Annotated in this window: 14 protein-coding genes and 2 pseudogenes; 4 read left to right on the top strand and 12 right to left on the bottom strand. The window is 54.0% G+C overall.

What is annotated here, in order from left to right; genetic code table 11:
• The first annotated feature begins 84 nt into the window (after nt 1-84).
• The gene (locus tag ACIPL2_RS32630) at nt 85-228 is read left to right on the top strand and encodes a phage holin family protein (RefSeq protein ID WP_401364231.1); all 144 of its coding nucleotides are present in this window, start codon (nt 85-87) and stop codon (nt 226-228) included.
• A gap of 2 nt (nt 229-230) precedes the next feature.
• A pseudogene (locus tag ACIPL2_RS32625) lies at nt 231-742 on the top strand (glycoside hydrolase family 104 protein).
• A gap of 441 nt (nt 743-1,183) precedes the next feature.
• Here the strand turns inward: ACIPL2_RS32625 and ACIPL2_RS32620 are convergent.
• Nucleotides 1,184-1,810: a hypothetical protein gene (locus tag ACIPL2_RS32620; RefSeq protein WP_401364228.1), complete on the bottom strand. Its 627-nt coding sequence runs from the start codon at nt 1,808-1,810 to the stop codon at nt 1,184-1,186.
• Between the two features lie 365 nt (nt 1,811-2,175).
• Between ACIPL2_RS32620 and ACIPL2_RS32615 the strand changes: the two genes are divergently transcribed.
• On the top strand, nt 2,176-2,370 hold the full coding sequence (locus ACIPL2_RS32615; protein WP_401364225.1) for a phage holin family protein: 195 nt from the start codon (nt 2,176-2,178) through the stop codon (nt 2,368-2,370).
• A gap of 347 nt (nt 2,371-2,717) precedes the next feature.
• Here the strand turns inward: ACIPL2_RS32615 and ACIPL2_RS32610 are convergent, their stop codons facing one another.
• The 3 genes from ACIPL2_RS32610 to ACIPL2_RS32600 all read right to left on the bottom strand — a co-directional run bounded on the left by ACIPL2_RS32610 (nt 2,718) and on the right by ACIPL2_RS32600 (nt 5,158).
• Nucleotides 2,718-3,416, bottom strand: coding sequence for a DUF1120 domain-containing protein (locus ACIPL2_RS32610; RefSeq protein WP_401364222.1), 699 nt, complete (start codon nt 3,414-3,416; stop codon nt 2,718-2,720).
• Nucleotides 3,417-3,867: 451 nt separating this feature from the next.
• Entirely contained in the window at nt 3,868-4,248 is a 381-nt protein-coding gene (locus ACIPL2_RS32605; RefSeq protein WP_401364220.1) for a phage antirepressor N-terminal domain-containing protein, read from the bottom strand.
• A gap of 526 nt (nt 4,249-4,774) precedes the next feature.
• Nucleotides 4,775-5,158 carry a hypothetical protein gene (locus tag ACIPL2_RS32600; protein ID WP_401364217.1) on the bottom strand — a complete coding sequence of 128 codons (384 nt, stop codon included), beginning with the start codon at nt 5,156-5,158 and terminating at the stop codon, nt 4,775-4,777.
• 3,213 nt (nt 5,159-8,371) lie between these two features.
• Between ACIPL2_RS32600 and ACIPL2_RS32595 the strand changes: the two genes are divergently transcribed.
• Nucleotides 8,372-8,914: a hypothetical protein gene (locus ACIPL2_RS32595; protein ID WP_401364214.1), complete on the top strand. Its 543-nt coding sequence runs from the start codon at nt 8,372-8,374 to the stop codon at nt 8,912-8,914.
• A 365-nt stretch (nt 8,915-9,279) separates the two neighbouring features.
• Here ACIPL2_RS32595 and ACIPL2_RS32590 read toward each other — a convergent pair whose 3' ends face one another.
• From ACIPL2_RS32590 to ACIPL2_RS32555, 8 genes and pseudogenes are all read right to left on the bottom strand, one after another.
• On the bottom strand, nt 9,280-9,930 hold the full coding sequence (locus ACIPL2_RS32590; RefSeq protein ID WP_401364212.1) for a hypothetical protein: 651 nt from the start codon (nt 9,928-9,930) through the stop codon (nt 9,280-9,282).
• Nucleotides 9,931-10,314: 384 nt separating this feature from the next.
• Nucleotides 10,315-10,500: a hypothetical protein gene (locus tag ACIPL2_RS32585; RefSeq protein ID WP_401364209.1), complete on the bottom strand. Its 186-nt coding sequence runs from the start codon at nt 10,498-10,500 to the stop codon at nt 10,315-10,317.
• A 138-nt stretch (nt 10,501-10,638) separates the two neighbouring features.
• A complete protein-coding gene (locus tag ACIPL2_RS32580; RefSeq protein ID WP_401364206.1) occupies nt 10,639-10,836 on the bottom strand; it encodes a hypothetical protein in 198 nt (65 codons plus the stop codon).
• Between the two features lie 527 nt (nt 10,837-11,363).
• A pseudogene (locus tag ACIPL2_RS32575) lies at nt 11,364-11,723 on the bottom strand (NUDIX domain-containing protein).
• Between the two features lie 32 nt (nt 11,724-11,755).
• A complete protein-coding gene (locus ACIPL2_RS32570; RefSeq protein WP_401364203.1) occupies nt 11,756-12,283 on the bottom strand; it encodes a serine acetyltransferase in 528 nt (175 codons plus the stop codon).
• Between the two features lie 117 nt (nt 12,284-12,400).
• Nucleotides 12,401-12,709, bottom strand: a complete 309-nt coding sequence (locus ACIPL2_RS32565) for a hypothetical protein (protein ID WP_401364200.1) — start codon at nt 12,707-12,709, stop codon at nt 12,401-12,403.
• Between the two features lie 426 nt (nt 12,710-13,135).
• On the bottom strand, nt 13,136-17,371 hold the full coding sequence (locus ACIPL2_RS32560; RefSeq protein ID WP_401364198.1) for an amino acid adenylation domain-containing protein: 4,236 nt from the start codon (nt 17,369-17,371) through the stop codon (nt 13,136-13,138).
• Nucleotides 17,372-18,233: 862 nt separating this feature from the next.
• Entirely contained in the window at nt 18,234-21,884 is a 3,651-nt protein-coding gene (locus tag ACIPL2_RS32555; RefSeq protein ID WP_401364195.1) for an ATP-binding protein, read from the bottom strand.
• Nucleotide 21,885 lies beyond the last annotated feature (1 nt).

The raw sequence follows: 21,885 nt of genomic DNA, 5'->3' as shown, positions 1-21,885 counted from the left end.
TAGCTACTTTGTTCATGGCAACAATCTCCGATGAGCCCCCGGTGAAAGCTTAGTGGGCGATCACAGGGGGCGGCGGGGGTAGCCATTTCATTAGGATGTCAGGCGCTCTCTTCGGTCTTGGGGCTATACCAGGTGCAGTCGCCGTTTGTGCTGATCATCCTGAGTTCGCTCTGCATCCTGGTGTTTCGCTCGCGTGGCAATGTGGCGCAGATTTTGAGAATGAATTGAACATGGCACGTATTGATAGCAAGACCGCCGGTGGCGACAACGTTCTGGCTTTCCTCGACATGCTCGCTTGGTCGGAGTTGGGCGCTGACTATTTACGGCGCTCGGATGACGGCTACAACGTGATTGTCACCGGCCGCGATGGCCAGCTTGAGGTATTCGATGATTATGCGGTGCATCCGTTCGCCAACGGACGCAAGTCCAAGCTGATCAACAGCAAGAGCCTGACCTCGAACGCGTCAGGGCGTTATCAGCAGATGCTCAAGGACTGGCCGCACTACCGCGACCTGTTACAACTGCCGGACTTCGGTCCGTTGAGCCAGGATCGACTTGCGAGCCAGCATATTCGAGAGTGCCGGGCATTGCCGGATGTAGCGGCGGGGCGTTTTGAGGAGGCGCTAAGCAAGTGCCGAAATATCTGGCCAGCCTGCCGGGCGCTGGCTATGGGCAGCGCGAGCACCACCTTGACGATCTTTTGGCTTACTTAATTGCTGCCGGTGGCCAGATGGCAACCTGAGTGGAAGCTTAGCAGCGCGAATTGAGTTGAATCTCAAATGGCAGAACGCAGGCCAAAAAAATCCCCACACCACTATGGCTAATGGTGTGAGGCAATTTAACACTTAGAAAGGAGCAAGACAGGCTGGAAGCCGCACGCAAAAAAACGTCCATGCGTGGGCGCCAGCCACAAGATCCTCCAACCTGTCTCTAGATGCGATTAAACGACAGGTTGGCGAGGTTTTTCTGTAGGGGGAACCTGAAAGCTTTTGATGGCCGGTAACGTCATCGATGGGCTGGCCAAATGTCGGAGGATTTGGGCCAGCCTGCCGGGCGCTGGCTATGGGCAGCGCGAGCACCATCTTAACGATCTATTGGCTTACTTAATTGCAGCCGGCGGCCTAATGACGGCCTGAGTGGAGGATTAGCAATGCAAGGAGGAAGGCGACTTGTATTCCCCACATTATTCCATAACCGTGTAGCCACGCATTGTTAGCTGCTCTCTCGCCTGCTGCATTGACATGCTCCAGTAGTCGATAAAGCGATCATCCGGCAACAAACGTCGAACAGCAGGAATGAGATTTACATCTCGCAATGCTGCAGCAGGCTTATAGTGACCACTGCCGTTATTCCAAGATAAAAGTGTACCGTGCGAAAAGAATATCTCACCAGCATAGAGGGCGTCTGCCCGATACGTCAAAGACGTGTGCCCACTTATACTGAAGTCTGGATGAGCGGCAGAAGATCCATACGGTACACCGCAATAGATGCGGCCAGGATCATTCGCCAGAACAACGAATAGAAATGCGCCGTCTGTGAGTGGCATGTTTCGGGCACCAGAATCAACCGGAAGGAATGAGTAATGGCCACCTGAACATTGAAGTTCGAAAATCTGGGAAGCGCTGGCTGCTTCTTGAATCATCTCATGGCCTACCGAGATCGGCTTCATGGCTGCGCGGGCTCTGATGATGCCTTTCATCGCTAACAACGGACTTTCCTCGTCAAGATAATCATCTTTTCTGGCAGTAAAATTTTCTAAATCAGAAATAGTTTCCCTTCGATTAACACGGGCTGGCTTATGCGAGTACATAGGTCACCGCTATAAAGTTGATAATCATTAGATTAAACGCTAAAGCAATCCGAATTTGACGATCTTCTGATCGCTCACTTCATCGGCGGTGGCAGACGACTAATATCTTGGCAGCAAACCAGAAAAAAAGCTCGCACCGTTTGGCGGGCGGGCTAAGTATTGGCCTGATGCGAGAGACAGTACATACACCCATATGATCAGCACAGTGCGGGAGATGAACGCTGTGCTGCTGTCTTCTCAGTGCCGATTAAATCCTTAATAAGGGGTGCTGTAAGCAGGTAAATCCCTCAACAACGATGAAGGATGAACGTGCAGGAAGGATTGGTATTCGTTCGGCAGTACGCCGTGGAGGCGGGGTTACTCAAATGATCGAATGGTACCAACTGGGCATTTCGCTGATGGCCTGGGTGCTCGCCGCTGCTATAGGATGTCAGGCGCACTTTTCGGTCTTGGGGCTTTACCAAGTGCAGTCGCCGTTTGTGCTGATCATCCTGAGTTCGCTCTGCGTCCTGGTGTTTCGCTCGCGTTGCAATGTGGTGCATATTTTGAGAACGAATTGAACATGGCGCGTATGACAGCAAGGCTGCCTGTGGCGACCACGTCCTGGCTATCCTCGACATGCTAGCTTGGCCGGGCGTTGCCGGATGTGATCGAGGGGGCGTTGCGCGCAAGCGCTGAGCAGGTGCCGGAACATCTAGGCCAGCTTGCCGGGGGCGGGTATGGGTATTGCGAGCACGACCTAGATGATCTGCTTGCGTACGTCATTGCAGCCGGCGGGCGGATCGCGGTAAAAGAGGGTAGCGCGCACCGTCTAGTCGACAAATCGAGACATGTCCATAATCGCGCTAGGCTGATACTATCGCAACAGTGCGCGTATGAAATTGAACGAGGCGCTGCGCGCTTATCTCTATAGATAAAAAAGTTCGAATGTTGCAGATCCATCTAAACTTATTGACTGGCTTGTATCCATATCTTGAATTGGCTGCACTGAAGGGGCTGTAGAAACTGTAACAGCAAATGTCGTGAAGGGCTGAGGAGTGCCGTTTCGGGGTTCGTAACTCCTTTGGAATCCAATCTGAGTTTGAGGCGCTGGGCCGAAAGAATTCGCCGTTCCGGGATACCGCTGCCAAGTAGTGCCGTTACCGCTAAGCATCCACCCTGAAGCCCCGTCTAGCAGCGCGTCGGCTTGGAAATTAATACGGTACGTACCAATGGGATTTGCAGCACTATCGAGACCCAAGCCAAATTGGCCGCTAACGGTAGATGTGCCCACCCTATTGTCGGTAATATTAAAAAATACCGGAATTGGCGCACTACAATTGATGAGAAGCGTTCCTGGTTGAGCGGCAGGGATTGTAACCGCATCGGTGATATAGATATTACCAAAGTCAAAGGTCCCACCATTATTAAAGCCGATAGTGCAGGCCCCTATTTGAATATCCCCTATCCCCTTGAGTTCAGCCGTAGGTCCTGCGGCAGCTTTTAAGGTAGTCCCTAAGTCGTGACTAGCAAAATTGTAAGAAGTTTTGCGTTCATTCCCATCTCCATCAGAAGAGTAATGAGCGAAGCGAACAATTTGACATTCGCCTCGGAATGCGGCGGTCATCGGCAATCTATATATAAAGCGGGGTGTAGTTTAATCTTCATTTTTCGGCTCCATTTAGACGTACGTGGAGAGACGGGATCGTAGCGTCACTCCGAGACCATTTGAGGCGCGAGTCGGCCAGCGAAGCAGGGGAGAAAGCTAGTGGGCGAGCCGCTGAAAAAACCAACAGGCTCGTCAACAAAAATTGAACATCCCTCGCGCCCTAGCTTTCTCCGTGGATGAATTAGACCTTATTTGAGTACCGCCAATGTAGGTTTTGGCGTCAATGTAGGGAAATGCTTGGTAGCTGAGACCGGATGACACAATCCGCCGAGGAGGGCGCCCGCAGCTTTCAGTGCGGGCGCGTGAGAGCCTAGACCGCGAACCCTGCGAAGTTCAGGTTTCGTTTACCGAGCTGATTCATAAGCGTCATTGTCAGCTGAAGCAGTGTAGTGGTGTTGGAATGTCCAGCTCATTCAAATGCGAAACGTGATCGATGAATTCGACAGTGTTCAAAAATGCATACGTCCATCGGCAGCAGGCGGGTATGTTGACTACCTGAACTGTCGAAAGTGGTTAACCACTGTTGGGCGAAGAGAGGCTGGATCTCGGGAGTGGATTGTGGCGTGGCCACCGACAAGCGCTGATCGTTCCAATATGCCCAAAGCGCATCGTCACACTCGTTCTGGTAGGCGATGATGCCTTCACGCAGCTCAGGCTTCACCTTGTTCGGGTGAATCGACATGAGCCAACCGGTGAGCTTGCGGAGGGGTAGGCAAGTCATTTGGCGTTGCTTGCCGTCTGCGGCAACTATCACCATTTCGGTGATGGTTGAAGCAAAGCGCCCCGTCATGAGCTTTCTGTGCTGTGTTTGCCAAGCCAACCCATGCCTTCGACAACAGGCTTCATGGGTACTAATGGTTGGCCGTCGTGATCGACCAGGAAGAGTTCCGAACTCTGGAATGAAACGGAATGGGCTTTGCTGCTTGCATAATGAAGCTCCATAACTTAATTGGAGTCCGCCTATCATCGCCACATGATGGAGGCGAACTGTACGCGGGTTGGCGAACCGGGGTTATGGAACCCGGCAGGGCCGAAGCCCTCCAGCGCACAGCTCACCATAAAGCAAGCACAAAAAAACCGCTTTTGCAGCGCTGTACGCCATAACTACCGGGTGGCCAAACCCGATCGCAGAAGTGACTGCGACGGACGAAAGGTAACCCGGAGGAAGGAGTGCGTCAAGTGGGACGAAAAAGCCCCGCATGAAGCGAGGACTTTTAAGGTGTTAACGGAGCTACTTTAGTTTGTTTATTGAAATCAAAGTATTTCCATCTTTATTTGCTTTTACGGTGCATTGAAAACCCGTCCTTATATTTGCATTAAACGAGTTTTTGGAAGTGACGAACTGCTGAACAATCCATACTCCTTTTTTTCAGGTCAGGAACCGTTGCTGCGGTTTCAAAGTCGGCAGATTTTGGATCTTTTAATCTATCATAAATTGCACCAAAGCAGGTGGACTCAACAGAGTCAACGAGTTTTTTGGTATTTTCAGCATTTGCTTCGACTGCGTTTCTGTCAGCTTCTTTCTTTGCTAACTCTTCCCTTTTGGTTTTTTCTTCTTTAGCCCATTGTTCTTTTTTTATAGATAATTGTTCCGGCGTAAGGTTCAGCTCTTGGCCTTTTTTGCAGTCACTATAGGTGTTGAAGCCATTGCTTTGTGCGAGCTCGTCGCCGATTCGGCTATTTCGCAATTGAGAGGTCACAAGAAATACAATTGATATGGCGATATAGATGTCGAATTGAGATTCTTCTTTGTTATCTTATTTATTCTATTTTGTATAAAAGGGAATATAAGTAGAAGGGATAGCCTTAATCCAATGTTTGTCGTGATGGAAAGGCTGTTTGAGAATCCGTCGATATAAAGCATTGCGACGGAAAAATAAAATGCGAACTTAGCTAGTTTTTTAAGAAGAGCTTTTCCTTTTTCGATGTCTTCCCTTTCTTTTGCAGTTTTTTTTGTTTCTTTAACTTCTCCCTCAAAAGTAGTTGCGATGCTCCGCAATGGGGGCAACTTGCCGCTAGATCACTCCCGGCGCCGTTGCATTCGATGCAGGATTGAATAGCCATTATTGTTCCTTCTCACACGCATGAAAGTCGGCCCAGCGCCGACGCGCGTGAGACTGGCCTCGCCGTCCGTCGCTGTCTGTAAGGAATACCTTTAAAAACATTGTCGGGATACCCTTAAATCCAGAGCTTGGCGGAGCGCCTGTGACGTGTCGCGCAGGGCCATTGTGAGGCCTTAAAATCGTTCCGCAAAAAATTATGAGGCCGTGCACCTACTGGGCTGTAGCGGTACGAAGCGCTGATGGTTGAGGAAATAAAAAATGATTAAGTATTTGTAAAATAACGATAAACCTACGGACTCACCATCAGAGGCGATGGCTGTCGGCGCTCGATGTAATGCCAGCTCGTCCTCAACAGGATGCTTCAGCCGCCAGGAAGTCCATCATCCACAGCATCAATGGCACGCCTGTCAGAGTGATCCTCCGCGCTCAACAGATAAAGTTGGGCCGTCCCCACGTCCCCACGTCCGGGCAGTCGGATGTTAGCAGTGGATGAAGGAATTGGCCCTGAGGCAGGGACAGAGGACAAAAAGAACCCGTACCCTTGTTGGGAAGGATACGGGCTAAATACTTACCGCCTGATAAGAAAGACAGTGTCCATGGAAGGTCCATCGGACTGGCACACTGTACGGGAGGAACCTTGTGCGACTGGCTTTCTCAACACCGATTAAACCGCACCGATTCAAGGTTGTAGGTAGGTAAATGCCTCATTTCGATGAAGACTCGCTCGCCGAGGCCGGCAGCAGAACGCCTCTTTCGCCGCAAGAAGCGGCGGAAGCGACAGGGAGCGAAAGCCGGCGCGCAGAGGCCCTGAAGTGAGCGCACGACCCCGGGCCAATGTTTGCCGGCTTCCGATAAGTATTAAAACTGAACCTCGACCGGGTGGAAGTAGGGAATACCTTCAGTCGCTGAAGGAATTCCAGATCGTTTACTGGCCCACAGTCTGCGACCCAAGCCCACGAGTCATGTGAAACCGCCAAAGACCGCACAGGGAAAAGGTGGGCCCGCCTTTCTGCGGGCACTGCTCCAATTTCCAGCACTAGGAGCTTGAAAGGGCTGTTACTAAATCTGTGAGTCACACACTTGCAAGGTGTCGAGTCGAGACGTATCGGAAAGATGTCGAGCCGACACCCGAATGGATCGACTAACAATTTCGCCAATGCCAACGCCGTTTTCGAGTGGCCTATCAGGCGGGTTCGGCAGATATTCCCCGGCTTTGTGGCTTGACGCCTCATTGATGGGTCGCCGGTTCTCAAACTCAATGACGCCACCTCAGCGCCGAAACGATGAAGCAGGGTCAGCCACTGCGCTTGATGTGGCGCATTCCATTCATTTGATGAAACGCCAGATGGCCGATCTTTCCTAGCAATCAATGCATAAGCCGGATTCCCGACAAATCTCGAGCTCACCCCCAATTCAGCCGGCGAGGCTGCCTAGGATCTCGAACGGGCTTCCCGCTGCGCGTGGCCAGGCGTTGCGGACTCTGGGCGTGACTGCGTAACGCCTGTTTTCATAGTGCGTGAGCATTGCAGGGGATGATTTTGACGTTGATTCATTTCAGAACGGGCGTGTTTTCTCGAGGCAAGAGATTTCATTTGCCGCTCGTCGGGCCCGTTACTCCGATATCGGGAGGAAAAAAAGGAGCTATTGAGTGGTTTATGCCACTCGCTCCGTGCCGGTTTCAAGCGGGGTAAAAAGGAGGCCGGCGGCTCCTTGCAGTGTCTTGTCGTGGTCATGACAGAGCATGAAATCGAGTGGCGGCGATGGGTATGACGCCACCGAGCTCGTCGTCCGCATTTTTACGGTTTCAGAAAAATCCTACAGATATTGGCTGTCCATCGTTCTACGTTGGTCTTGGTCGCCCGGCAATCGCGGTAAAGGCCAAAAGCCTTGGCAATGCGATTTTCGGAGGAGCACGTATCAACTGGCGGCAGTCTGAGCCGGAGTCTTTTCCATGGGCGAAAGCGTATGGGCGAGTGTACCTACGCTGTACGTGAAATGCGGACAGAGAGCGGACGTGAATAGCGATCGTGTCAAATTCTTCATGATCCCGTTAAGCGGGAAGGAAATCGTTGATGGAACTACGGCCTACGTCCAAAGAAATAGCCAATGTTGCCGAGCTGACGGAGGAGGAGGTAGAAACCTACCTCAGCGGCTGCATACGGAGCTCCCAATACACGTGGACGGTGTATTTCAAACGAGATATTTTAAAATGCGGCCAGCAAAAGCTGACGAAGCTTTCGCCTAACTTAACGTTGGTGGTTTTTTCGAAGGATGCATCGCGCTCGGACGGCGGGGCAGGTCGGCCCGATCAGCCCTCACCCTAAATATCGCTCTGACTATTCTAAAGAGACAGGAGTTTATGTCAGCAGGCTGTGGCGACTCACGCTAGAGCCATAAAATGTCCGACAGCGGCGACTTGGGGCTGGGGAGCACTGGCCCAATCACCAACGTACGCCCCGCTACCTCGTGCAGCCCTGTTATCAGGCATGCGCCCTGCTAAAACAACAGCGTACTCAGCTTTTGGCTACTACCACTCGCAGGAACGTCGCCGTTTACTGATACCACCCATTCCCGCCCGTTTCAGATCCGCCAAGGTGCACGGGCGTAAGGGTACCGCTCGCGGTTCATCGACGACGCGGTGCGGTCGCCCATCTTGAAGCAGCGCGCCAAACAGGCATCGTCCATCAACAAGGCTAATCGGCGTCATGACAAGCCAGCTCGTTAGATCATCATGCCGGCGCGTGGCATATCGCTCCAGCCAAATAGTCATTTTAGCGACTACAATTACGCTTGGGCTTGGCACTGAATAATGACCTGCATCAAATCACGCTCACAATAATGGGAGCACACATGTACTTATATGAGTTAAAGCAGAATGATCTGAGGGATTCCATTTCCGATTCAGAGTATTTTACGGCAAGCGAGGACGAGTATTACTCGGCCGATGAAAGTCATCACGTTGAATCTGAATATTCGCTGGCGTCCGGCCCTGAGAGCTCAATACCATTAGGCTCTGGAAGTTCTTTTTCCTATGAGTCAGCGCAAGCCAGAAAAAAATTCTCGCATAAGTCACCTAGTGCGCCAAACCCTACTGGTTGGACTGTCGATGACAGTGAGCAGAAGAACAAGTACGGTTCAAGAAAACATATACCGGTCGATGCCGCCAGCATGAGAAACTATTACCTGTGGCGAAGGCTTATTACCTCAGGAGCGCACCCTCGGGATGCGGCCATTATGGCAGGAGCCAAATTCTGCTATAAGCAGGTAAAACAAAAAAAAGCCGTTCAGCTATTCAGCATTAGGTTAAGTCAGGAGCATCGGGTTTTCTTCATGATACAAGAGGATGCACGTCTCGTACGGGTGCTGAACATAGGCGGTCATTCTTTCAGTTAAGCGTTTTCACGAATGAGTAAAACGGCAGCAACCGGCGTTCCAGTTTTTGTATTTCCAGTGCGCCCGTCAAGCCCTTGGGAAAAGCCGCAGGCAGGCGGGGCAACGTCCTCTAAAATGGAAAAAAGTGGCTAACGGCCTCTATTGACTGTCGAGCCACCGCCGTGTCAACGGCATCTCCTTGGCTGGCAGCGAACACGAGCAGCCCGACAAAAGCGATAATTACGATCCTGTACATCAATGTCGCTCGCCTCAATCAGAGAGTGTTGTTGGCTCATTGGCGAGGGTAAAGGCTGGCCCTGATAATCCAAGCTTTCTCCCCGTCGATCAGCGCAGACGTAGGAGCCCACAGAACTTTTTGCGTAACGCTACATCCAGCCGAAGCCCCTTACCATCAAGCTTGCCAGTGCGCTGGTGACCAGGATTAGAGCCCAGAAGCGCCCTCGGGAATCCTTTTTCATGTCAGATCGAACGCGAGTGAAGCCTTCTTGCATCTCCGCCCGAACACTGGAAAATTCATCGCGCACGGACGAAAACTCTGCGTTGGTCTCGGTGCGAAATAGCTGAAGGTCGCCCTCCAGAGAGTCAATATCTTCCTGAATATTCTCGGCATGCGTTTCCAGTTGAGCTATGCGCTTTTCCAGCGATTGCGATTGCGATTGCGCCTGCGTTGAAGGGTGGTCATCGACCGGCGTCAAAGTATTGGCTATTTCGACATGCTCCTCCTGTTCGGTAAAAAAATACTCTCGTACACGGCTGGCATTAAACATTTTTATACCGCCACAGTCATTGCAGTTAATATGAAATGACCATGCCGGGATGGAGGCATTTCTAATGCTGTGTGTCATATAAATCGCTGGCATGTTGTCTATCAGCGGGATGCTCCAATTGGATTCTCCACAAGCCGAACAGGGATGCATACACTCATTGTTGTTTAGGTACAGCAGAAGCTGGTCCAGCGTTATCGTAAGAATTTGTTTGATGTGAGTGTCGTTTGGTTCTGGGTTGTGATTGCTCATAACTGTTCATCAGTAGGTGAAGGGGGCGGAACGAATCCCGGTGCGCGCATAGTTGCCACCTTTCTAAATCGAGTCTGTAGGCAGATCCTGAAAGCTCGCCTTGGACAGATTTTCGAATGCGTAGGTCCCCCTAACTGCAACAGCCATCTACAAAGCCAGCCGGTTCGATGACATTTAAATTTCGGGATCCCCAGGCCACGTTCGCGTGTGCTTCGGAAGCGGTGAACCCTGTGGCGGAACGAAACCCGTCGAGCGCGCTGATAAACGGTTGGTCAGCACGCCCGAAGAGTCCGAAGGCCCGCGCTGTCAGGTGAGGTCAATGAGGTCTGGCGGTACCCCAAGCGTTCTGCAGCGTAAACACAGGTCCTAATGCGGACGGGTGTGTCAATGACGCTTGGTACATGGGGCGGCTGCCGGGAAATGAACGCTGAGGATGTTGGCAATCTCCCACTGCGCGTCGGTCATTGTTTCGGCGTCGCTCGGGAGCAGCCCTGCGGCGATTAGCGCGACAACAATTTGCGTTGCCATGTCGACTGAGTTGGTGACGGGGATGCGATTGTTAAAAGTCATATCCGGCCTCCTTGGGCCATGATTTTTGAATACACCGGGCGCTGTTTTTACGTTGAAGGCCGCGAATAAAGCAGCAAGGCCAACTAAAATCCGGCCGACAGGTGCGGATTGTGGGTCAGAGGCTTGCTAGGCTGCGGATTACTTCAAAAGCGACGCGTAGTAAGCGCTGAGCGCTTTGTGAACGGCGATCATCGCGTCTGCCGCTCTGTCCCCATCCGCGGATCCGCTGAGGAATCGGTCGTGCGGGCTAAAGGATCCCGCTTCAACGAGACAAGCAAGAATTTCTTGAGCCGCAATATTCGGGTGGGTGATAGGGCTGGTGAATTTTTTCGTCATGTCTGGCCTCCTTGGGCCTGTATGTTGTGAAGACTCATCGATACCACTCATGCGCCGGACATGGGCATCAGGAAAACCCTCTTCGCTGCAGGCCGGTCCCGATGAGCAGGCTTAGGGTGAGGCATATTTTCTCCCGCGTTTAATCAATGCATGGCCGATGCGCAGGTCCTGGCGTACCTTGCCCACCCGAGGACAAAGGTCCACGAGAGTCGGTTTTTTCACTGATACCCTGGCCCTGTTTAAGCAGCTGCCAATGCCGCCCCATTGAGTTGCAAGCCCTTTAGCTGGAGCGCGGCAAATGCTCATGACCGAGCTGCTCGGTTGGAACTGACCGACCCGCTTTGTGGCTAGCGCGTTTGACGAGCCCCAGCGGTAATCCGAACTTTGACCGAGTTCGAGACACGACTGGCCGTCGCAATCGCTCAGCTGCGAAGCGTTTCGTTTGTACGAGCACCCGCTCAAGGAAAATCCACGCGTGGCGAAAGAGCGAGACGAGACATGAAAATTTTGCGGCATGATCAGCCGCGTTAAAGACGACGCAAAAATGACCTGACAATGGATTTGGTTGCATCGCTGGTGTGCAGATTGTTCAGTCTGTTCAACGCTAGCCACATGCACTCGGTGATTTTGTGGTGAGGCGCCGCATGTGCTGCGTTTAAAAGGGCGGCTTCAAAAACATAGTGATGCATATGGCGTGTTTCGTGGTCAAACATACAGAAGCGTATCCGCCTCCAGCCCGGTTCCTTCTTTAAGTTCTCGTGCTGCCGCCCCAGCGATAGCCTCACCCCGTTCAACCTTGCCGCCCGGTAGCGCCATTTGGCCTTAGGTTTACGAACGAACTAGATATGCCGATCTTTTTCGCAAATAATGGTCGCCCTGACTTTCACTTCCAACCTCCTGCGCAGACAGCGTTGTTCGGTTAACGTGCGTTGTAGAAGGTGGTTCCAGCTTCAATGTCGTTGTTGACAAAAGTCATCGCGCCGATGGTGACGTTGTCACCAATCACCAGATTGTCGGCAATAATGCAGCTATTGGCGCCCACGCTGACGTTGTCTCCGATGACTAACCGGTAGTAATCCAGCCCCAACGTCTTGATGCCAATCGTCGTATTTTGGCGGACCAAAAAATTCCGACCGATACGAGCATGTCCTGTGATGACGACGCCAGGGAGATGAGCAATTTTAAAGCCGAGGTCAATTTGCGCGCCAATACTGATGTCAACGCCATATTTAATATTTAGTTTGTTGACTAGGCGTTTCGCGTAGCTACGCGAAATGGTATTGCCGGAGTAGAAGTATTGGGCGAGCCGGAATAGGCACAGGTATCGCAGAGAATTGTATTTTCTGGCTCGCTTGATGATGTTGGTGAGGAGCCCAATACGACTTCCGCATTTTTTCTTGTTCGAGACTTCTAAGGTCCAGTGCAATATCAAGGTGTCGAGGTTCAAATCATGTCCCGAGGCAAGCGCCTCAATGAGTGCCGCGAACGGCCGTGGGTCGCAAAAGCTATTCGTACGCTATAAGTAGATTGCCGAACGCCCATGGTTAAAAGTGGAAAAGTGCCTCTATAGCAGGTCATCGAGGGGGTATTTACGGGGCCGAGTCAGCAGGACCAGCAAGCCAAGGTTGATATCCCCAATCACCCATAAAGCGGTGATGACCATTGCTTCAAATCCAAAGCTCGTTATACCTGCCGTCGCTAGTTCATAAATCATCCACCCGGCCATGCAGGGGTTGAACAAAATAAACGACCATTTAAAAATATTTTCAAGTGGTCCCCGTTTGGGAACACGTAGCACTTGCCCGCAGCCGCTACAGTGCCAAGCTTTATCGCTTTCGTGGAGGCCACAACCGGGACAACTGATTAATGCCATCCCTACCTTCCTTTTTCATGCACATGAAAAACGACCGAGTAATGGCCTAATATCAATTCATACCGGGCTTCGCCGTCTGTAGGCATTTCCTGAAAGTTGAGGGTCTGCGTTCAGCCGAGCCATTTATCCACCCAGACGCTTTGATTACCCAATGGGCGCACTGAGCCACACCACCCTCACGAGGACGATGGCCGCAGGGTGGTGGGGACACCGTTGCCAAGCGTATCCACCATTGCTGATGCAAAATCAGCGCTCGACCCCGAGTCAATTTTCAATACAGGGTGGGTCAGTTTTCAATCCGCAGCAACGCGCATGGCGGACCAGCGCTTCGCCCGAGATGGATGCTCGAGCTTGGCCAACGCCTGGTCAGGGCAACCCCCCGTCTTCGGCGTCAGGCCGTTTAGAGGCCAGCCGCGGGCGCAGTCGTTAGCCCATTGCCTGCTGTTTCAGCAACTCGTCGACAAAACACTGCCCGAACTGCTCCACATACTGACGCTGCAACAGGCACTCATGGGGCGCTTCGACGTTGTGCAGGATCAGTTCACCTTGAATGTACGGTGACCACAAAACCGGCTCTTGCTCGTCTTGGCGCAAGATATCAGTGGTGGCGCGGATAAAAAGCACGTCACCGCTGAATACCTCGTACTGCGTTGTGGCCAGTAATTCCAGCATCAACTTAGAGTCATCCACTAACCGGCTCAAGAAATCGTCACCGAGCTGACGACTGCCAAGAACTTCTTGCATCGCGCTCCTGAGCCCCTTGAGCCCTGCCCGTGGCTTTCCGACGATGGCGCGGGTCATGCGGCTGATGATCATCGCATCATCCAATTTAAGCGATGCTGGCCCGCCTTGCAGCGGATAGCTGTCGAACATGCACAGGAAACTCACCTTGCGCCCCTGAGCTTGCAACATTGCCGCCATACGCAGCGCCAGGTTGCCTCCCACCGACCAGCCGGCTAGCTGATAGGGGCCTTCGGGGTGCACGTCAATGATACGTTGTACATACTCTTCGGCCAGTTCATCCAGCGAACCGACCACTCGTGTAGCGTCGCGCAATATGGGTGATTGCAATGCGTATAGAGGCTGATCCTCCGGTAGGTACGGTAAAAGGCTGGCATACGACCAGGCAATCCCGCCACCTGGATGGATGCAGAACAACGGCGGTCTTGCACCCTCAGTGCGTATCGCCAGCACCGCGCCGAAAGGATCACTGTAACTGGCATTGTGCTGCAGACGCTGGGTCAGTTGGCGCGGTGTGGGTGAAGCGAGAAAATCAGCGATCCCTAGGGCAGCGCCAAACTGTTCATGAATCCGGTTGAGCAGTTGTAGCCCCAACAGCGAATGACCGCCAAGGTCAAAGAAGCTTTGATTGGCGAACACTTCCGTGCAGCCAAGCACTTCGCCAAACAGCTTGCACATCGCGACTTCTTCGGGGGTTTCTGCCAGCGACAAGGACATCGCGGCGTTTGGCGTCGGCAGAGGCAGGCGGTCGACCGCCAATTTGCCGTTTGGCGTCAGCGGGAAGGCATCGATGTGCATGATCTCACTGGGCACCATGTGCTGCGGTAGATGCCGGCCGAGAGTATGTTTTAGCTGTCGGCTATCGAGACCTGTGTCTTGACTCGCCACGTAACCGACGATGGACGGTCCGTGTGGCAGTTGCTGCAGGACTACGGCCGCATCGTCGACACCCGGACACCCCAATAGCACGTTTTTAATCTCGTCAAGTTCGATGCGCAGGCCTCGCAGCTTAATCTGGTTGTCCTGTCGGCCGAGGTAGTGAATACGTCCGGCGTGATCGAAAAAAACCCGGTCGCCAACGCAGTACATACTATCGGTGGGCTCCAGCAAATCGGGCACAAACACTTCATCGGTCAGTTCTCGCCGGTTGCGGTACCCACGGGCGACGCCGGGTCCACCGATGAACAAATCGCCCCAAGCGCCCGGTGGCAGCAATCGCTGACGTTTGTCTACCACGTACAACCGGGTATTGGCGGTGGCCGATCCGATCGACAGGTCGTCCGAGCCATAGTGGGCATTGATTGAGGCGGCAAACGAGGTTTCGGTTGGCCCGTACACGTTGAGCAAGCGGCAATGTGGGAAGCGCGCAAGCAGTGCGGCTGTGCAAGGCTCGCCGCCGAGCATCAGCACGGTGTCCTGCGCAAAATCCTCAGTTTGCTGGCAAGCGAGCTGGCTTGGCGTCATGACCAACAAGTCGATGGCTTCGCGCTTGACCAGTTTCGCCAATGCCTTGCCCGGAACGCTGGTGGCTTTATCGGGGATCACCAATTCAGCGCCCGCCAGCAGTGTCATCATGATCTCCAGCACTGACATGTCGAACCCGGCAGCGATGAATTGCAGCACTCGCCCCCCGGGCTGCAGTTGCGCGGCGTGGATAGCGGTGCGGGCGATTGGCACCAGGTTGCGATGGGTTACTTCGACCCCTTTGGGTTTACCCGTGGAGCCGGAGGTGTAAATCAGATAGCCAGGCAGGCTTGCGTCGAATGCCGCCCATTGCGTTTGAGCCGATGGCCGTTGAGTTAGTATATTTTCGGTCAAGTACAACCGTTGCTCAGGCTCAACCGCAATTTTCAGTTCAGTGCCTGGGGTAATAATGACCACGGCCGGCCGGGCATCACTGAAAATATGCTCCATACGGGCTTCGGGCAGGTCCGGGTCTATCGGCACATAGCAGGCACCGAGCTTAAACAGCGCCACGGCAGCCACCACCCATTCCAGACTGCGGGAAAACACCACCACCACGCAATCGCCTGCACGCACACCGCGCTCATGCAAATGGGCGGCCAAATTCGCGGCGTAGTCGTTGAGTTGTGCGTAAGTCAGACGCCGGTCACCTTGTGCCAGCGCCGGGCGTTCGGCGTGCCCGCGCACGGCGTCGGTGAAGGCGTCAGCGAATACAGGAAGGGACTTGCCGGGGAGGGGGGCTGGGTAGACACGCTGGCGCTCCTGGGGTAACAACAGCTCGTAATCGGCGGTCATGGTTTCAGGGCTGTCCGCAAATTGTGCGAATAGCCAGGTCAGTCGTTGGTTATGCAGCTCCAGCGCCTCCATGCCATAGAGATCGGCGTTGGCATTGAAGCCTATCTCCAACCGGCCATCGTCGTGACGGTCAAAGATGTCGATACCCAGATGATCCGCAGGGCCGTTGGCGGCATTCTGAATCGTCGTTTCACACCCTGTGAATCCTTGGCCCTGGTCATAGGCGACAATGTTGATCAAGGTTTTGAATAAGGGTTTGGTACCACGCTCGTGGTGCAGGTCGCGAACCATACTTTCGCTGCGATAATTCTGGTGTAACAGGTGACTGCGCAACTGGCGCTGAATATTGGCAGCTACCGACAGCACCGTACTCTCAGGGGGGAAACATAAGTGCAGCGGCAGGATATTGGCGACCATCGACGGTATAGGGCGCAGGGCCTTAAGTTGGCGCGCCGCCACCGGCATGCCGATGGCCAATTCCGCCTGTCCAGTCATGCGCTGAAGATACGTGGCGCACAGCGCCAGCAATATACTGGACACTCGCAATCGATGCTCGCCAGCAGCGCTGCGCAGCTGCAGTAACGTGTGGCCCGTAAACACCTTGCGCAAGCGATTGAGTTTGTTTAACGGGGCGTCACCCGGCACCAGTTGTGTGGCGGCGGGCAGTTTCAGGCAGTATTGGCGCCAGTAGGTACGATCCTTGACGTACGTTTCGCTCTGGCGGTAATGCTCTTGCGCTTCAAACACGGTGGTCAGCGAAGCCAGATTCAGTGGCGCCATTGTCTCACCGCGGCTTAACGCATTGTAATGGGCGGTGATGTTACTGATCAAAATGCCGTTGCCGTAGCCGTCCAGCACCAAGTGCGAGCCCAATTCGATCAAGCGATAGCGCTGCTCTGCGAGGCGCAGTAGCACGTAACGCACCAGCGGCCCTTGGTGCAGTTCCATGTCTTGCTGCAACAGCTGCTCCAGGACCTCGTGAAAAGCCTGGTCTGGATCCGGCTTGCCGCTGACGTCCCGACTTAGGAAGACGTTAACCGGTAAACTGTTGGCGGGGTAAATCAACTGCCTGAGTTCGCCGGTGCGCACATCGGTTTCGAACGTTGCGCGCATGGTTTCGGTTTGCTGGAACTGAGCATTGATCGCCATTTCGAGCCATGCCAGATTCAACCTCCCATGAAGCTCGACGACATCGCACAAATGATAGGCGAGGTTACTTTGGCTTCGACCGATCGCCAAAGCGACCTCCTGCTGCGCCGTACTGAGCGGGCAGCAGCTGCGCCCCTTCATGACGTCCAATCGGGTCGGTGACTGTGCATCGGCGACGGACTTCGCCAATCGTTTGACAATGGACTCCGCATTTTCTACACCGCGTAAAAACGGACCAACCTTAGCCTGCCTTAACAATTCGAGTTGTTTTTCGACGGGCGCGCTACTATTCGCTATCAAAATGTTTAGCGCGTCGTTATGCACATCATTCGGAATATGAGGAGGCAAGCCAACTGTTTCAGCTTCGCAGACCGAGGTTCTTTCGTTCGGCTGTGCGCCACCATGATTTTGGTTAGCTGAACTGCCAGCGTAAGAACCCGCGACGGCCCCAGATGAAACACAGTTCTCGCTTTTTTCGCAGAGAGGGATTCCTGCATTGATAAATCTAGTCATCGATTTATTCCTACTGTCCATGTGAGCCCAAACGATGACCATGAGGGCTGACACGCAGCTGACAATTACAGTCAAAAATCGTTATTTTGACAATTGCACGCTGTGAAAAACCGTGGAACATCGAAACGGATAGCCTCGCCGCCTCTCAGGCAGGAGTCCGTGACGACCCAGCGCTGCGTACTTTGGGCAGTGATCGAAGCGATCATGGATCAAGTGTCGCCTGACCCGCTATGCCGCAATGTCCTGCGAGCTGCTCATGCCAAGGAAGTATCGATCTTCGCAAGCTGAGGCTCTTGCATTCGAGCAGTGCCGAACAAACGCCCTGTTGAAGCAGGGCCAGCATGCACTGCCCGCGATGACTCATGTTGTGCGAAATGCCATGGCGCGAACTTCTTGAAATTGGCCACGGGTTTGCTGACAGCGCTGGTCCTCGTGACGCCGCGGCGGGCACGTTGTACCGCTGTCGCCATGAGCAGCGCCTTGCTGACCAGTTGACGTCATTGGCCACAGAGAATGCCCACCCATGACGTGGCGAGTAAACCGTTGATCACCCTGACCAGGTGATTCCCGCGCTTGCCCACCAATTCAACGGGTAACGTCGCCACACCAGGCCTGATCAACGGTGGTCGGTCTGACATTGCGCTGGAGTCGATGGGATCGACCAAAGCCCTCAACCCTTTTTCTGGATGATTGGGGGACGGCTTGCTGGCTGATGATGGTCACCGCACTCGTCAGGCGCAACGTCGGAGTACAGGCCCCTCAAATGCCTCCAGCAGTCAGGACGAATGCCTCGGGGCCTGTCCTTGCCTTGCCGGCATTGCGCGGCTCCTCGGCCTCCAGCACCCAGCGCGTCTAGCCCGGCTCATGCATTCATATGCCCCGCCACGGCCTCTTGCAGGCGCTCTATCGCCGTGCGCACCTGGAGGGCTCGCAGCGTCGCCTCTTGCTCGGTCAACTCCTGGCGCAGCCCCTCCTCATAGACCTTGGCCGCCTCGATCAGTCCCTGTGCCCCCACCATGCGCGCCGCGCCTCTGACACGATGAACCACGCGCGCTAAATCGAACCAACGTTTAGCGGATAAGTGCTCATCGAACCGCTGCAGGTCCAGGCAGTTGTTGGTGTACAAACTGTCGAGCAGTAAACGCGCAAGATTTGGATCGCTGCCGGTGAGTGAATTGAACATGTTCAGATCGAATATTGCGGCCTCTGGCGCGTCCTCGGTAGAACTTGTCTGCGCCATGGCCAGCAACGGATCGACCGAGGCTTTCTCCAGGCAGGCCCTGAGCATGTCTAAGCTCACAGGTTTGAACAGGCAATCATCCATGCCCACCGCCAAGCAGCGTTGGCGTTCCGATTCTTGCGCATTGGCGGTAAATCCTACGATAAAGCGGGGCGCACGGCCGCTTCGGCCTTCATCCTCACGCAGCCGCCGGGTGAACTCATAGCCATCCATGACGGGCATGTCGCAATCGGTGATGACCACATCAAACGACTCGGTTTCCGCCAGCGCGGACCCCTGCTGGCCATCTTCGGCCTCTTTGACGGTGTGGCCGAGAAAAACCAGTTGCTGCCCGAGCAGTAAGCGGTTGGCTGGGTGATCGTCGACCAACAGGACCCGTAACGTCGACCGCTTATTGGTGAGCTGGGGTCGAGACTCCGGACTGCTGGCGCTCAAGGCGGGTGCACTGAGCGTTACGATAATCCGTGTACCTTGCTCTGGCGTGCTCGCCAAGTGCAAGTCGCCTTGCATCATCTCCACCAGCTGTTGACAAATCACCAGCCCCAGGCCGGTGCCACCTCGACCACTGGCCTGCTCATGGACCTGGCTAAATGGCTGGAACAGCTTTTGCTGATTCTCAGAGGAAATCCCAATACCAGTGTCTTCCACGATATACGTCATCTGCAATTCGGCCTCTACCTGACGCGTGTGCAGGGAAATGCGGATGCCGCCCCGGTCAGTGAATTTAATGGCATTACTGAGCAAATTGGACAGCACCTGCTTCAAACGCCCGCCGTCGATCCAGGCATCACTGTCGGACTCCAGTTGCAAGTCGATGTCCAGGTATAAACCTTTCTGGCGTGCCACACCTTGAAACACCCGTTCCACGGATTGCAGGATTTCCTTTGGACTATTGCGGTGCGGCTCCAGCAGTAATTTTCCAGATTCTATTTTGGATAAATCAAGAATGTCACCAATCAACAACATCAACGCATTGGAGGATGAGTAGGCGACCTCGATCGAGGATCGGTCCCAAGGCTCATTGTTGTCCACGCGGGCCAACGTCAGTTCCAGCAGGCCAATAATGGCGTTGAGCGGGGTGCGGATCTCATGGCTCATCACGGCCAAAAAGCGGCTTTTGGCCTCACTGGCTTGCACCGCCTGATCGCGCATGTCGTGCAGCTGCCGTAGCAGGCGCTCCGTTTTCGACATGTCGATCCAGCCCATGAGCAACCCTACGCTGCGCCCGTTGATGTCTTTATGGGGCACAGTCCACTGACGATAGCTGCGCACTTCACCGCGGATTTTTAATTCCACCTGGCGCATATCGGGTTCGTTGTCCCGCAACAGCGTTTCATAATCTTGTGCTTGGATGTTTACCTGGGCACCTTCCAATCCTTTGATGTCGTCCCATTTGCGACCAATAACGTCGGACGCCTGCAAGCCGAAGACCTCATAAAAGGCGTCGTTGCACAACACAAAGGTCCCGCCCATATCGCGCATCACCACGGGCTGGGGAAGACCGTCCAACAGCGCCCCCCGAAAGGCCTGGCGCGCTTGCTCGGTGCGATTCTGGATGCGTCGGTACACCGCATAGACCGACCACAATAGCAGCACCCCCAAGACCGTACCGGCAATGACCACCACCCAGTGCAAGCGCCGCTCATAGCTTCCCCAGATATGGCTGATGGCCGGTCGGCTGCCTTGCCAGCGCTCCAACAGATTGTTCACCATTCTGGGCTCAAACTGATTAAAGGTGGCCTCTATCACACCCAAGAGCATGGACTGATCCTTCGCCACAGCAAAGGCCAAACCGGCTTGATGCTCCGGCAGGGATGTCAATACGCTTAAGGTTTTGGCGAAGTATTGATTGATCAGATAACGTGCCAAAGGCAGCAACAATACCGCCGTGTCAACGTCGTGGTTGGCCACTGCGACCAAGCTTTCCAAGGGGCTGTCGGTTTCATGAACCTGAATGTGCGGATACTGTTTATGCAGCCAGTCAATGATCGGCGAGCCTCGGGTCAGCGACACTTGCCGGATCTGTGGATCGGCCAGACTGTTGGCAGTGATACCGCGTACGCCGATCAACGCAAAACTGCTGGTCGCGAACGGTTCGGTAGACGTGCTGGAGGCCTGAAGATCGGGCATCAATAGCACAATCGGCGACAGGTCCGCCTCGCCATCAGCGAGCATGTCAAAACTATCGGTCGCCGTGGTGCGCTCGACCACGTTAAAGCGCAGGCCACTGCGCAGTCCGATCTCATACAACAAGTCCGCGACCAGACCGCTAAAATTGCCATCATCGTCAAAAAAACTGTAGGGCGGAAGGGCTCCGTTAACCACTACCCGTATTTCAGGGCGGGTTGCCAGCCAGCGCACCTGATCTGGGGTGTACGGGGTGGCGGACAATGAATCAAAACGTGCATTCCCGCCCCAATTGGACAGGATATCGGCTTGAGTTACCTGGGGGATCTGGGCGAGAACTCGGTTAAACAGCGCCACCAGGGGCGCATCATCCGCCCGAAAGACGAAACTGTAGCCCGGTTCATGCAACCCGGTTAACGGACGCATGCGTAAATTAGGCAGCTCGCCTAAACCCATCTGGTAGGCGGCGGTCACCGCATCACAGACTGCCCAGTCAGCGTGCTTATATTCCACCGCATGCAGGGCGTCGCGCACCGAGGGATACGGTTGTAATTGCACATTTGGAAAGCGCGAACGTAATTCGTCAACGGAGGCATACCCGTCGACGGTGGCCAGCTTGGATCGTGACATCAGCAGACGGCCGGCAATGCTTTCATCGCGTCCGACCAATACCGGCTGATTGATTGAGTAAGGGTCGGACAACAAAAGGCCCGGCAGTTGGGCTTCGTAAGAAGAGCCCAAGCCCAGCGCATCCACTTCACCGGCGCGCAAGGCTTGCAGCGCACTCGGACCGTCGGGGTAGGTCTGTATGTCGACGCTCAACCCCAGACTGCTGGCGACGATCGATAAATAATCGGCCATCAATCCTTTGATCTTGTGCTTACGCAATATGGATAACGGACCATAGTCGTGCTCACTGACGCCCAGACGGACCACCCGTCGGGCTTGTAGCCAGGTCGATTCATCAGGAGTCAATTCGAACCTAATCAGCGGCAGGTTGGCTTGCGGTTCTAAATGCAAGTTTTCCAGGGCTTGTACTTGTTGGGTGCAAAGCCAGCAACCCAAGAATATGACGAATAACGCGCTACAGCGGAGCACCCACCAAGGGCTAGCGCAGGGTGAACAAAAACTGCTACGAATCGACATA

The organism is Pseudomonas sp. NPDC086251, assembly GCF_044746405.1.
GTDB lineage: Bacteria > Pseudomonadota > Gammaproteobacteria > Pseudomonadales > Pseudomonadaceae > Aquipseudomonas.
Note: the sequence above shows the minus strand (reverse complement) of the source record. Positions and strands in the feature narration are given on the sequence as shown.